We start from the raw sequence: 14,477 nt of genomic DNA, 5'->3' as shown, positions 1-14,477 counted from the left end.
AAGCGGATATGGATTGGGCTGCGCTGCGCTTTAGGAACTCGATTGCATCAAAAGCGGTTGAAGAGGATATTAAAAACGGATCAAAAACGAAGCAAAATTGAAGCAAAAAATAAAACACAAAGCGAACAGATTTTAAAGTTGTTCTGGAGTAATTTATTGCAAGAAAGCATCAAATAATTGCCTCACGGAAATTGCTATGATTTATTTCTTTTTAATTGTAAAACTGTGCTTTCTATTTACACCAGTCTTCATTAAAATAAATTACTTAGGGCAAGACAATTTTGTCGATATGTTGAGGAGACACCATGAATAAATTTTTAAAAAGTGCAATCGTAGGTTTGGCTTTAGTTGGCGGTATTTCTGCTGCATCGGCTGAAGGTGTTGATACATCCGTTGATGGCATTTTTAATGCGTTGACTACCAGTGCGAATTTGCAAGCAACCGTCGACAACCTGGTCGCTAGCGGTGCTAACCCACAATCGATCGTTTCCGTTGCTGCAGCTGCTGGTATTCCGCTCGATGCAGTGAAAGAGTTACAGGTTTGTGTCAATTCTTCGGCTGCTGACGCAACTGTTCTGAGTGCATCTTGCTTACGCAAACGTAGCGTGGTGACTGCCTATGCCGCTGGTATTAACGATCCTATGAAATTCTTGCCAGCATCCGCTGCGGGATCGAAGGCTAAAAATGCTGCAGCTACAACAGAACTGAAGTAATTCTTATCGTCGTTGTTGCTTGGATTTAAAAAAGCAGCGTTCTCTCTTGAGGCGCTGCTTTTTTGTTTCTGCTATTTTCTTAAGGGTTGGAGCAGATCGCGTAAGTTGTTATGATCGATTTCGTACATCAACTCTAGTAAGCGACCAATTTCACCTTTGGGGAAGCCTTCCCGGGCAAACCAGCCAAGGTAATGTCCGGGCAGGTCGCCGATTAGTCTGTCCTTATATTTGCCGTAGGGCATCTTAAGGGTCAATAAGCGTTGTAAGTCATCAGCTTGCATAGTCTTTTCGAACATTGCTTAATTGCTACTTTCAGTTTTTTTTTGCGCAGCCAGTTTAGGATCGATGTTTCCCATCGCATCGTTAGTTTCAGAGGGTTCGCTGGCGTTCCCGCTTGTTGTGCGCTGCTTACCGGTAGTCACCTGTTTATTGGCGTCCTCTTTTTTATCGCTTTCGGGTTCATTCGGATATTTCGTTGCATCCAGATAGCGTTCGACTAAATCAAAAAATTGATTATAAAATTGTCCCGTAGCGATCGTTTCACTGGCAACTTTTACCAATGAATCGTCGGTTGAACCAAATGGTAATGAGACCGAGCCTATGGCACTGACACCGATGCTGGCTGAGGTGTTGCTCTTTTTGAGTGAATAGCGGTCGCGAATCGCATTGGCAAACATGGTGGTGCTATTGCTGCCTTTGCTGTCCGCAACACAAACGACGTTAAATTCGATTTCTGCGTGGGTGTCGGCATCGTGTTGGTATTTACGACGCCCTTTGATATTGGTTGGCTTCCACTCACTGATGACGTAGCCTTGACTCAGTAGTGCGCGTCTCGATGCTTCACAGGCAGATTGTTCCGGGCCCGGAAAGCTGCGCGTGAAGACACCTGTTTCACCAAATTCTTCATGCTGGAGCCCTGCTGAACGGTTGCTGGAGCACGCGCACAGGCTGGACAAAAGTAGGGCAAGGGGAACAAATAAAAAGCGACGAACCATGTTGTAATTTAAACCAAGTGGTGAAAAGGGCAGATATGCCCGAAGTATTTTTTTAAGCCAAAGCTTCTTTAGCGGCTTCTTCTGGCGTAAGGCCATCAAAAAACAAGTCAGTAAACCATTCGATTTGTTCTTCAATGTGGTCTTGCGCTTGCGCTACGGTGGCGCCGCCCGCGACGAGAAAACCTTCTACTTCAATACACCAGGCGATCAGTGTTTCTGCTTCCGGATCGAGGTCATTTTTCTTTGCCATGGTGATATTCCTTCTTGTTTAATGAATCAATGTAGCCAACGAGACCTGACTTGCCTATTTTAACGTGTTGGCGGTATTTCGATTGTTACCAGTTGTTGATGTTCCGTGACCTTGCGTGGCAATCTCACTATTCCCTTAAAAACTTCCTGCAAACTGATAGCGTTGTCCGGGGTGCCACATAGTGACAATCGTGGCGATTTTCCCTTGAGATCGGGTTTTTCTATGTAAAACCAGACATGCTTCTTTGCTTGTAATACGCAGCATCTCTGCGACATGTTTGGTCGGCATTAAGGCTTCAATACTGTAATCCACGCCCTGCAATGGTGCTACCGCCACCAGATATTCATTAGGGGTCATGCTGCTGAAATCCTGTAATAAATACTCTGGCGTGACGCTGGAATTTACCCATCGATCTTCGACTTGAATTGCCATTTCGTTTTCGAAATGCACAATGACCGAATGAAATAAACGATGTCCTGCTTTGACATTAAATTCTTGTGCAAGTTGCTCAGAAGCGGGAATTTCTTTTAATAAGTGCAATTCACTGCGGTGAATATGGCCGCGTAACCGAATTTCTTCGGCAATACTTTTAATTTCAACCAAGGTTGCTTGATACTTTTGTTGGGCAACATAGGTACCTGAACCTTGTATACGGTTCAAAATCTGCTCGCTGGTCAATTCACGTACCGCACGGTTGACCGTCATACGGGACACACTAAATTGCTCAGCAAGCATCGCTTCCGAAGGAATGGCATCGCCTTCTTTCCAGGTGCCAGCCTGAATCTCCTTGAGCAGATAGTCTTTAATAGTCTGGAAGGCGGGTGAGGGTGATTGAACTTTTGACACGATTATCCTATTGAAATAGCCGGCATATTGTCTCATTAAAAATCCGCTTGCAAAAGTTGTATATACAACTTAAAATTTCTTCCCATAGGTTGGCAGTGCTGACGACACGATGTGTTCAAGAAAAAGGCAAGTTCCATTGGTTCCTTTAATCTCCTTGATCGCTTAGTTTGGCCCTGCATTTGATTTCGATCGTAGTTATTGACGTAAGACCAGGAGAGAGACAACATGACAAATAATCTTCAAAACGATGCTCGCTGGGATGCCAGTCGCGTAATTCATGCACCAACCGGCGCTGACAAAGTGTGCAAAACCTGGGTTGCCGAAGCGGCTTACCGGATGATTCAAAATAATCTTGATCCAGCCGTCGCTGAAAATCCTAAACATCTGGTCGTCTATGGTGGCATCGGCCGGGCGGCACGTAATTGGGAATGTTTTGATCAGATTCTGGCATCGTTGAAAGAATTGGGCGAAGATGAAACCTTGCTTATTCAGTCAGGTAAACCTGTTGGTGTGTTTAAAACCCACGAAGATGCACCACGCGTGTTGATCGCCAATTCAAACTTAGTACCAAAATGGGCGAATTGGGAACATTTTAATGAACTCGACCGCAAAGGTTTGTTCATGTATGGCCAAATGACTGCAGGTAGCTGGATTTATATCGGCACCCAAGGCATTGTTCAAGGTACCTATGAAACTTTCGCAGAAGCCGGTCGTCAGCACTTCAACGGTGATTGGGGCGGTCGCTGGATTCTGACTGCTGGTTTAGGTGGTATGGGCGGCGCACAGCCGTTAGCAGCGAGTTTTGCAGGTGCTGTTTCATTGAATATCGAATGCCAACAAAGCAGCATTGATTTCCGTCTGCGTACCCGCTATGTCGATAAACAAGCCCAAGATCTGGATGACGCACTCGCATTGATCAAGCATCATTGTGATCGCAAAGAAGCGGTCTCGATTGCATTGCTTGGCAACGCCGCAGAAATTTTGCCGGAACTGGTCAAACGTGCGAAAGCGGGTGGTATGAAGCCAGATCTGGTCACCGACCAGACTTCCGCTCATGACTTAATCAACGGTTATCTGCCGATTGGTTGGAGCGTTGAGCAATGGAAAGCAGCGCAACATGACGCCAGTCAACATGCCAAATTGACTGCGGATGCCGCACAGGCTTGCGCGGTGCATGTGCAAGCACTGTTGGATTTCCATGCAATGGGCATTCCAACGGTAGATTATGGTAATAACATCCGTCAGGTTGCGTTTGATACTGGCGTCAAAAATGCGTTTGATTTTCCAGGTTTCGTACCGGCCTATATTCGTCCGTTGTTTTGTGATGGTAAAGGCCCATTCCGCTGGGTCGCGTTATCTGGTGATCCGGAAGATATTCGTAAAACCGATGCCAAAATCAAAGAACTGTTTCCGCACAATAAAGGTGTCCACAAATGGTTGGACATGGCCAGCGAACGGATTGCGTTCCAAGGTTTGCCAGCGCGTATTTGCTGGTTAGGTTTAGGCGAGCGCCATATCGCTGGACTGGCATTTAACGAAATGGTTAAAAATGGCGAACTTAAAGCCCCAATCGTGATTGGTCGCGATCATCTGGATACCGGCTCTGTAGCAAGCCCAAATCGCGAAACAGAAGGTATGAAAGATGGTACCGATGCTGTGTCCGATTGGCCATTGTTGAATGCACTCCTGAACACGGCGGGTGGTGCGAGCTGGGTATCATTACACCACGGTGGTGGCGTTGGCATGGGGTATTCACAGCATTCAGGTATGGTGATTGTCGCTGATGGTACTGACGCTGCAGCCAAACGTTTGGCGCGAGTGTTAGTTAATGACTGCGGTTCTGGTGTTATGCGTCATGCCGATGCGGGCTACGAGCAAGCGGTGGCTTGCGCGAAGCGTGAAGGCTTACAATTGCCGATGATTAAATAAATTGCCTCAACGGAAATTGGGTGCATTTCGTATCGAAAGACATCTTCATCGTTGACAATAGAAAAACAAAGAGAGAAATAGAATGACAAACCATTTTGACATTAAACCTGGTGAATTTAGCTTATCTGATCTGCGAGCGATCTGGCAGTATCCACAGCCTTTAAAGCTGATTTCGTCTGCATATGACGGTATCAATGCTGCCGCAGATACCATCCATAAAATCGTTGCCAAAGGTGATGCCGCTTACGGTATTAACACTGGATTTGGTAAGTTAGCCAAGACGAGAATCCCTGACGAGCAATTAGAGCTGTTGCAGCGTAATCTCATTTTGTCGCATTCAGTCGGTTCCGGTGAATTGATTTCAGATGAGGTGGTACGCCTGATTTTGGCCATGAAAATCGCCAGCCTGGCGCGTGGTTTTTCTGGTATCCGAGCTTCGGTCATCGACAGCATGATCGCCATGTACAATGCCGGCATCATGCCAGCCATCCCTGTCAAAGGCTCTGTCGGCGCATCCGGCGATCTGGCGCCATTGTCACACATGACGTTGGCGTTATTGGGGGAGGGCGAGGTACGTGTTGATGGTCAGCTGGTACCAGCGAAAGAGGCACTTGCCAAAGCCGGTATCACACCTGTGGTACTGGCTGCAAAAGAAGGATTGGCGCTGATTAACGGTACTCAAGTATCAACGGCACTTGCATTGAATGGATTGTTTTTAGCAGAGCGCCTACTCGAAGCTGCAACCATCACGGGCGCTTTATCAGTCGACGCTGCAAAGGGTAGTGATGCACCGTTTGATGCCCGCATTCACGCTAGCCGCGGTCAACCAGGTCAAATCGCGACAGCAGCGATTTATCGTGATTTGCTGAAGGGCAGCGAAATTCGCTTGTCACATTTGGTCAACGACGAGCGCGTACAAGATCCATATTGCTTACGTTGCCAGCCACAAGTAATGGGTGCTTGTCTCGACATCATCAACAACGCGGCGCGCACTTTGTTAATTGAAGCAAATGCCGTGACCGATAATCCATTGGTGTTCGTTGAAACGGGTGAAGTGATATCAGGGGGTAATTTCCACGCTGAACCTGTAGCCTTTGCGGCTGACACACTGGCATTGGCTATCGCAGAAATCGGCTCGATTTCTGAACGTCGTATTGCGTTGTTGATCGATGCTTCTATCTCTGGTTTGCCACCGTTTCTGGTGCCATCGTCAGGTTTGAATTCCGGCTTCATGATTGCTCACGTGACTGCCGCAGCATTGGCGTCGGAAAATAAATCCCATGCTCACCCGTCGAGCGTTGACACCATTCCGACATCGGCAAATCAGGAAGATCACGTCAGTATGGCGACTTTTGGTGCACGTCGTTTACATGAAATGGCGCACAATACTGCCACCATCGTCGGGATTGAATTGTTGGCTGCGGCACAGGGTGTTGATTTCCATGCACCACTCAAAACGTCAGCAATGCTGACTCAGGTGCATCAAGTCCTGCGTGGAAAAGTCGCGTTTTATGATAAAGACCGCTTCTTTGCCCCTGATATAGAGGCAGCAAAGGACCTCGTCGTATCAGGCGTATTGAGCGCACAATGTCAGCACTTGTATCAACACTTGTATCTAGCTTAAGTAGCTAGCTTAAGTATTTATCTTAAGTATCTAGCTTAAGTAGCTGACATAACCCCGGGTTTTAAATTTCTCTGATGACGGTGAATATGCGTAAATGGACTCAGCAAGACTATCAAACCATGCCGTGGAAAAATGGCGGTGGCAGTACGACTGAGCTGGCAATCTTTCCTGCAGGAGCACTGCTGGATAGTTTTATCTGGCGCCTGAGTACTGCTGAGGTGAAGCAGGATGGTCCATTTTCGCATTTTCCCCGGATAGATAGAACCTTATCAATCTTATCGGGTGCAGGATTAATTTTACATACTGACGATGGTGAACAAACGCCAATGGCAAGTGTGCAATTAACGCAGACGTCGCCGCCTTATAGTTTTTCGGGTGAGGTAGCAATTAACGCCGAATTAATTGACGATACTGTACTTGACCTGAACATGATGACTCGCCGTGATGTCTGCACGCATTATGTCCAAAGATTAACGGCCGGCGTACATTTTTTTGATGCCAAAGATGCACAACAATTGCTGCTCTATTGCGCCAAGGGCACCGCTCGTCTGGCAACAGATGAGCAGGTGTTGGCTGGTGATCTTTGTCTGTTTGAAGAGCGCCATGAACACGAAGGGATCGCCTTAGAGTTTAATGCCGACGAAGATGCTATTTTGTATTTGATTCGCGTTCATTTTTTGAATAGGGGACAAAGCTGATGCTGCATTTTGATAGCGTATGGAAAAACCTGCATCTGGCAACAATGGTCGATGGATACGGCGAGATACGCGATGCCATTATTGCCGTTCGTGACGGTAAAATTGCCTGGATGGGTACCGCAATTGATTTCCCCGCATCCTTCACAGCGGATGCAGTGCACGATGGTGAAGGTTGTTGGATGACACCAGGTTTGATTGATTGTCATACACATTTAGTCTATGCCGGTAATCGGAGTAACGAATTTGAAGCGCGCTTAAATGGCGTTGCGTATGAAGAAATCGCACGACAAGGCGGTGGGATTATTTCAACGGTAACTGCGACACGTGCAGCGAACGAAGAAGAACTTCTACATGCTTGCTTGCCTCGTTTGCAGAATCTTCTTGCAGAGGGCGTGACGACGCTAGAGATTAAATCTGGCTACGGCCTCGATCTGGAAACTGAAGCAAGAATTTTACGTGTCGCACGTCGTATCGGACGTGAATTTCCGGTACGGATTAAAACCACATTTTTAGGGGCGCATGCATTGCCGCCAGAGTATGCGGGCCGTGCAGACGACTACATCACCCTGGTATGTGAGGTGATGATGCCAGCCTTGGTTGCCGAAGGATTGGTCGATGCTGTGGACGTTTTCTGTGAAAAAATCGGCTTTACGCCAGCACAAACTGAACGTGTTTTTCAAGCTGCACATGCATTGGGGTTGCCAGTTAAATTACACGCAGAGCAATTGTCGGATCAAGGCGGTGCAGCGTTGACTGCCCGCTATCAAGGCTTGTCAGCTGATCACCTGGAGTATCTGTCCGATGATGGTATTGCAGCGATGGCGGAGCATGGTACCGTTGCCGTGTTATTGCCAGGAGCATTTTACTTTTTGCGTGAAACCAAATATCCACCGCTTGTTGCACTGAGAGCGGCTGGCGTACCGATTGCATTGGCAACAGACTGCAATCCGGGAACCTCACCCATGACATCTCTTTTATTGACCATGAATATGGCTTGTACAATTTTTCGCATGACGCCATTGGAAGCTTTGCAAGGAACAACTTGTCATGCGGCAAGGGCTTTGGGCATCGCAAAAGAAGTAGGTACGTTGGAATTGGGTAAGGCTGCTGATTTTGTTTTGTGGAAAATCGACCGCCCCGCTGATCTCGCATATTTTATTGGTGGTAACCCTGCACAGATGAAAATTGTTGGAGGGAAATTTTTCAAGTCTGTGTGATCGTGAACATGCTACTTCGTTTCACATTTATTAACCCCGCTGTTGCGGGGTTAGTTTTTTTTATGTTGAGTTGAGACGTATAATTAGGATGTTAGTAAATTTAAAATACGCTTTGACCAAGCAACGAGGTACATTGTGACTGCGACAACATCCATATCTGAAAAAAATATTCTCACCTCATTTTGGCGACGTTGGCATCTTTCGCGATGGGTGAGCGGATTTGTTGCGTTAGTCTTGCTACTTGCAGTGACTAGTTGGGCTTTTTTACCGGGTTACGTCAAACGTGTCGCTGCGGAGCAAACGCAGGCACAAATTGGCCGTAAATTAGAAATCGACGAGATCCATTTTTCGCCATTTCAACTCGCGTTGACGGTAGATGGTTTGCGCTTGTTTGAAGCAGATCAAAAATCGGTTGCCTTGAGTGTGAAACAATTGCGCATCAACGTGTCGTTGAGTTCGATTTTCCATCAGGCTTTAGTGCTCAATGAACTCGAGCTTACCGCTGCAGATTTACACCTTGCCCGTCTCAGTGCCAATGGTAAGGGCACTTATAATTTTTCAGATGTCCTCGACAAAATTGCGGCGATGCCTAAAAGCGATTCGCCGTTTCGATTTGCGATGGCGAACATTCAGCTCAAAGACAGCGCTATTACTTTGGACGACAGTGTTTTAGCAAAAAACTTTAAAGTCACTGAGTTGCAACTAGGTGTTCCGTTTATTTCTAATTTTCCTAAGGCCATTAATAGCTTTGTTGATCCTAAACTTTCGGGTCGTATTAATGGTGCAAGTTTTGCGCTCAATGCGCGCGCTAAACCTTTTTCGCAAAGCCTGGACACGGCGTTGGCGCTCGATTTGGAGCAACTCGATCTGGCGCAATATGTCGCCTATCTACCAGCAGCTCTGCCTATTCAAATCGCACGCGCCAATTTAAGTACCAAACTTGATTTGAACTTTAAACGCGAACCGCAAGCACAAATTTTGTTGAGCGGTGATTTTCATTTGCAAAATGTTGATATTAAGGATGGTCATGCGTCTGATTTATTGAAATTTGCTGATTTGCATGCGCAAATTAAGCAAATGAATGTCATGACTGCAGCCACTGAACTGACGCAATTAAGTTTGACTTCACCTCAGGTATGGGTCGATTTTTCGAAAAATAATGGCTTTAATTGGGCCAATTTAAGTACACCGGAACAGAAAAAAACGAATCAAAAAAATGCCGTGATAGCGTCGTCTGAAAATAAGCAAACGGCTCCTCGTACCGACTCTTTTCCGCTGATAAACATTCACAATTTGCAAATTCAGCAAGGCGCAATCCACGTATCTGATGCATTGCATGCAGCGCCTGAGCAGACTTTGGAATTGCAAAATTTTGAATTGCAAGTACATGAAATTAGCAGCGCTAAAGATGCACCAGCTGCGCCAGTCAAATTAAGCTTAGTGACCAACGTCGATGAAGGTGTCAATTTTGAAGGCGATCTTCAAGCCTTAACTGGTACCTTGCAAGGCAAGCTGATTTTGAATGACATTGATTTATCGCACTATCAAAATTTTGTTTCACCTTTTTTACACGCCAATCTGACGGGCAAACTCAATGCCAATACGCATCTGAATTTTAGTCCGGCGCAGTTACTATTGAGTGAATTGTCGCTCGATGTCAATCATGGTCGACTTCAAGGCAAATCTGACGACGGTAGTGTCAGTATCGAGACGCTGAAAATCGATCAAGTGGCAATCGATACTCAAAATCGTGTGGTGACATTGCCAAGTGTAATTTTTAGCGGTATGAATGCCGATATACGCCGCGATAAACAGGCAATTTTTGGATTGCAACATTGGATGTCGTCTGGTTCGCAACCAACGACCAATGCAGTTAATCAACCGGTAGGTCAAACAAAAGAGGCTCCATGGACGATCAAAGTTGGTCAATTTGATCTTAAAGACAGCGCATTGGCATTTGGCGATGCCTCCGTGAGCCCGGCCGTTAAACTCAATGTGAATGCAATTAATTTCAATATCAGCCAATTGAATAGTGACCTGTCTCAGCCTTTCAATATGAGTTTGAAATCGCATTTTGGTCGTAAAGGGCAATTCAATTTTACCGCACAGGCGACACCGAAATTGAAGCAACTCAGTGTGGCGCTAGATACGCAGAATGTGCCGGTTGCAGCGTTTTACCCTTATTTTTCACGTTTCTTAAATGTTGAAATTACGAAAGGTAATGTGAGCGCTAAGGGGAAACTCGCGATCAACAATGTGTTAGAAAATGAGAGGCAGGTGGCTTATAACGGTAACTTTAATCTCAATGATTTTAAAATTTATCAAAATGGTAGTGATGAAGATTTTCTTGAATGGAAGGCCATTGCTCTCGACGGTATCAGTACCAAGATAGGTGGAGCACAGGACGTATTCGACTTAAAAAAATTGAGTTTGAATGATTTCTTCGCACGACTGGTTTTATCAGACAAAGCTAAACTGAACTTGCAAGATATTGTTGTAAAAGATACACCGCAGTCAGTTACTACTAATGGACCCGCCGTGGCCTCCACTGGTGCCATCGCTGGTACCACCGTTGGTGCCACTGCGATCATCGCGACTAATCCGGTTATCGAACATGTGACGACAAGCGTTCCTGTTGCCGTGGTTCAGGCGACGTCGGCATCGACGGCGAGTACTTCTCCTCGTGTTCCCAAAGATGCGCCGCCGATGATTATCCGCATCGCTCAGACAGAGCTGCATGGCGGTAACATCAACTTTACCGATAACTTTATCAAGCCAAATTATCATGCGAATTTGACCAACATCAGCGGAAATATTGGTTTGATCGCATCAGATAATTCGCAAGCCGCGAATCTGGAATTACATGGTACGGTGGATAATGATGCCCCCTTGTTAATCTCCGGTGTGGTCAATCCTCTTGCATCGCCTATCTACCTGGATATTACTGGTAGTACGAATGGTTTAGAGCTGACTCGCTTGACACCCTATTCAGCGAAATATGCGGGCTATCCGATTGAAAAAGGAAAGCTGTCGATGCAGGTGAGCTATCACGTCGAGAATCAACACTTGAAGGCGGATAATTCCGTCACCCTCGATCAGCTTACATTTGGTGAGCATGTCGACGGTCCCAATGTGACCAAACTGCCAGTCATGCTTGCGGTTGCCTTACTCCGCGATAACCAGGGACGAATTGCGATTAATTTGCCTATCTCCGGGTCGCTGAGTGATCCGCAATTCTCAGTGGGCGGTATTATCTTCAAGGTTTTTGTTAATCTGATCACGAAAGCTGTGACTTCACCCTTTGCATTAATTGGTTCCATGTTTGGTGGCAGTGAACAATTAGCCTATGTTGAATTTAATCCTGGTCTCGCCGTATTGCCGTCCGCTGCGACTGAGAAATTAGATAATCTGGCAAAAGCACTAAATAATCGATCTGGATTAAAGTTAGATATTATTGGCCGTGTTGATCCAGAAAGCGATAGTGACGGTGTCCGGAGAAACCTCCTGGAGACCAAAATGCGTGAGGCAAAATGGCGAGAAGTGCGTCAGAAGGACAGAAGCATTAAGTCTGCAGATGTTGAATTGTCTGCTGAAGACAGAAATAGATATTTGCAAATCGTCTATCAATCTGAAAAATTTGATAAACCTCGAAATTTCATTGGTATTGCAAAAACTTTACCTGCAGCAGAGGCGGAAGCCTTGATTCTTAAAAATTTGCCGGTATCTGCGGATGATTTACGTGTGCTAGCCCAAAAGCGAGAAGACGTCGTACGTGATTATCTTGAAAATACCGGAAAAGTAGACCGAGACAGACTATTTTTGATTGCCCCCAAGCTCGATAGCAGTGGTATCAAAGATCAAGGCAAGCCAAACCGTGTTGACTTTTCATTGAAGTGACCGCGGTCAATTGAAATACGTCAGCAACACTTTTTTTGCTGGCGCTATCGCAATTTGATTTGCACGTTGATTTGCACGTTGATTTGTACGTCGATTCACAAGCTGATTCACAAGCTGATTCACAAGCTGAATTCATGCGTGCAAATTTGACGTTTTACGGTAATTTTTTGACTGTAGCTGTAGGTTTTCGGTTGTTTTGGGATCAGTCTTGATTTATCCTGACCAGATCAATTCGACATTTATGTTTGGGGAGTAACAATGACATCAGCAAACTTAGCCAATATTTTGTATGTTGAGGATGATCCAGATATTCAAACTGTGGCGCAGATTGCTTTAGAGGTTGTTGGTGGATTCTCTTTGAAAACATGCAGCTCAGGAGCACTTGCTCTGGCAGAAATACAATCTGGCTTCGTCCCGGATTTATTATTGCTCGATGTCATGATGCCAAATATGGACGGACCCACCACACTAGCCGAATTACGCAAACTTCCAACAACCGCAACGACCCCGGTGGTATTCATGACAGCAAAAGTGCAGTCGTCAGAGTTGGATTATTACAAATCTTTGGGCGCGGTAGGTGTTATCGCCAAACCATTTGATCCTATGGAGTTGTCAACACAAGTGTTGAAACTTTGGCAGGAAAGGATATAGATGTCTGAGAAAAATGACAGTTTGCAAGAAAAATTACGCGCTCTTGAGGCCGTTTTTTTGCAAAAATTACCCTCGAAATTCGATGAAATTATTGATGCATTAGCTGCTTTTCAGCATGATCCCGCAAATAAAGAAGCATTAAATGTTCTGCACCGGCATCTGCACACCATGGCCGGATCTGCAGGGACATTTGGATTTATCGAGTTAGGGGAGCAGGCCCGGGTGTTTGAGCAGCAACTCAAACCTTGGTTGACGGCGGCTTCGCCGACGGCCGAAGATCTGAAGAAGTTCGCCAATGACCTTCGTGTGTATTTTATTTCAACTCGTGGCCGATTGGCTAAAATGGCAACACACGAGGCGGAAGAACCGGAAGACGACCCTGAGTTTGAATCAATCAACCACACTACAAGTCTCATTTACCTCGTTGATGAGGACAATGAACAACAGCAAGCGATTACAACCCAGTTGGAGCATTTTGGTTACGAAGTGAGGCGGATTCCGCAACTGAAAGAGTTGGCGGTTGCCGTAGCTACGCGCAGACCAGACGTGATCGTGATCGAATTGAGTTTTCCTGAAGGAAAAATTGCTGGTGTCGACGAAATAAAGAAAATTGAACAACTACAACGTCTGCGTATTCCGACTATTTTTGTTTCAAAATCAAGTAGTTTTGAATCTCGTTTGCTCGCCGTCCGTGCGAAAGGCGATGGATACTTTACTAAACCTCTGGATGTTGTTGCCGTCACTGAACGAATCGACAATATCTTGCATCGGGGTGAATACAAAGGCTATCGGATTTTGATTGTTGACGACGATACCGTAACGTCAAAATTTTACGGCGCGATTTTGCGCGATGCTGGCATGAACGTGCGTTTGCTGGATGATCCATCGCAAATTTTATCGGTGATGACCGATTTCCGCCCTGAGTTATTGCTGCTCGATGTGTATATGCCGGTATGTAGTGGTGTCGAATTGTCGCATTTAATACGTCAGGACAATTCGTATGTGGATGTACCTATCGTTTTTCTGTCAAGTGAAGCTGATTTAACGAAGCAACTTGATGCAGTTCGTGCAGGTGCTGATGACTTCATTACCAAACCAGTTGCACCAGAATATTTGATCTCGTCGTTGTCGACGCGCGCAGAACGTTATCGTTCTTTACGAGCACTGATCATGCGTGATGGCTTGACTGGGTTATATAACCATACCGCCATCAAAGAACAGTTGGCTTCTGAAATCTTACAGGCTGGGCGCAATGGGGCACATCTTGCTTTAGCCATGATTGATTTGGATAACTTCAAGCAAATCAACGATAGCTATGGTCATGCGACCGGTGATCAGGTGTTAAGAACACTGGCACGTCTGTTGCGCCAACGTTTGCGAAGAAGTGATATTGTTGGTCGCTATGGTGGTGAAGAATTTGCGATTATTTTCCCGGATACGACGGCAACTACCGCCCGCAGAGTGCTTGACCAGGTGCGCTTAGCATTTGCCAAGATTCGTCAGCACTCGGACGATATTGAATTCTCAGTGACATTTTCTGGCGGTGTTGCGGATATTGAAGCGACGACAGATGCCGACGAGTTGTTTGAAGTCGCCGATGCTGCGATGTATGTTTCTAAGCAAAGTGGAAGAAATCGAATTACTTTGGCTTAATGCA

At 45.9% G+C, this 14,477-nt stretch carries 12 protein-coding genes; 8 read left to right on the top strand and 4 right to left on the bottom strand.

Going from position 1 to position 14,477, the window contains the following annotated elements; genetic code table 11:
• Window positions 1-305 precede the first annotated feature (305 nt).
• Window positions 306-713 (top strand): hypothetical protein, encoded by a 408-nt coding sequence (locus ACO0K1_RS01430; protein ID WP_423022032.1) that lies wholly within the window; start codon window positions 306-308, stop codon window positions 711-713.
• 71 nt (window positions 714-784) lie between these two features.
• Here the strand turns inward: ACO0K1_RS01430 and ACO0K1_RS01425 are convergent, their stop codons facing one another.
• From ACO0K1_RS01425 to hutC, 4 genes are all read right to left on the bottom strand, one after another.
• The gene (locus ACO0K1_RS01425) at window positions 785-994 is read right to left on the bottom strand and encodes a DUF3820 family protein (protein ID WP_423022075.1); all 210 of its coding nucleotides are present in this window, start codon (window positions 992-994) and stop codon (window positions 785-787) included.
• An 18-nt stretch (window positions 995-1,012) separates the two neighbouring features.
• The gene (locus ACO0K1_RS01420; RefSeq protein ID WP_423022031.1) at window positions 1,013-1,708 is read right to left on the bottom strand and encodes a DUF2242 domain-containing protein; all 696 of its coding nucleotides are present in this window, start codon (window positions 1,706-1,708) and stop codon (window positions 1,013-1,015) included.
• A 52-nt stretch (window positions 1,709-1,760) separates the two neighbouring features.
• Entirely contained in the window at window positions 1,761-1,958 is a 198-nt protein-coding gene (locus ACO0K1_RS01415) for a hypothetical protein (protein WP_423022030.1), read from the bottom strand.
• A gap of 135 nt (window positions 1,959-2,093) precedes the next feature.
• On the bottom strand, window positions 2,094-2,807 hold the full coding sequence (gene hutC / locus ACO0K1_RS01410; protein WP_423022074.1) for a histidine utilization repressor: 714 nt from the start codon (window positions 2,805-2,807) through the stop codon (window positions 2,094-2,096).
• A 222-nt stretch (window positions 2,808-3,029) separates the two neighbouring features.
• Between hutC and hutU the strand changes: the two genes are divergently transcribed.
• From hutU to ACO0K1_RS01375, 7 genes are all read left to right on the top strand, one after another.
• Window positions 3,030-4,733 carry a urocanate hydratase gene (hutU, locus tag ACO0K1_RS01405; RefSeq protein ID WP_423022029.1) on the top strand — a complete coding sequence of 568 codons (1,704 nt, stop codon included), beginning with the start codon at window positions 3,030-3,032 and terminating at the stop codon, window positions 4,731-4,733.
• 82 nt (window positions 4,734-4,815) lie between these two features.
• Window positions 4,816-6,357 (top strand): histidine ammonia-lyase, encoded by a 1,542-nt coding sequence (gene hutH / locus ACO0K1_RS01400; protein ID WP_423022028.1) that lies wholly within the window; start codon window positions 4,816-4,818, stop codon window positions 6,355-6,357.
• An 86-nt stretch (window positions 6,358-6,443) separates the two neighbouring features.
• Window positions 6,444-7,055, top strand: coding sequence for a HutD family protein (locus ACO0K1_RS01395; protein WP_423022027.1), 612 nt, complete (start codon window positions 6,444-6,446; stop codon window positions 7,053-7,055).
• Complete coding sequence (hutI, locus tag ACO0K1_RS01390) at window positions 7,055-8,272, top strand: imidazolonepropionase (RefSeq protein ID WP_423022026.1); 1,218 nt, start codon at window positions 7,055-7,057, stop codon at window positions 8,270-8,272. The genes ACO0K1_RS01395 and hutI overlap by 1 nt, the downstream gene beginning before the upstream one ends.
• 135 nt (window positions 8,273-8,407) lie before the next feature.
• Complete coding sequence (locus ACO0K1_RS01385; RefSeq protein ID WP_423022025.1) at window positions 8,408-12,169, top strand: DUF748 domain-containing protein; 3,762 nt, start codon at window positions 8,408-8,410, stop codon at window positions 12,167-12,169.
• A 258-nt stretch (window positions 12,170-12,427) separates the two neighbouring features.
• Complete coding sequence (locus ACO0K1_RS01380) at window positions 12,428-12,820, top strand: response regulator (protein ID WP_423022024.1); 393 nt, start codon at window positions 12,428-12,430, stop codon at window positions 12,818-12,820.
• Window positions 12,821-14,473, top strand: coding sequence for a diguanylate cyclase (locus ACO0K1_RS01375; RefSeq protein ID WP_423022023.1), 1,653 nt, complete (start codon window positions 12,821-12,823; stop codon window positions 14,471-14,473).
• Window positions 14,474-14,477 lie beyond the last annotated feature (4 nt).

The sequence above is a fragment of the Undibacterium sp. SXout20W genome (genome assembly GCF_049340285.1).
GTDB lineage: Bacteria > Pseudomonadota > Gammaproteobacteria > Burkholderiales > Burkholderiaceae_D > Undibacterium.
This window is presented reverse-complemented; position numbering and strand designations above follow the sequence as displayed.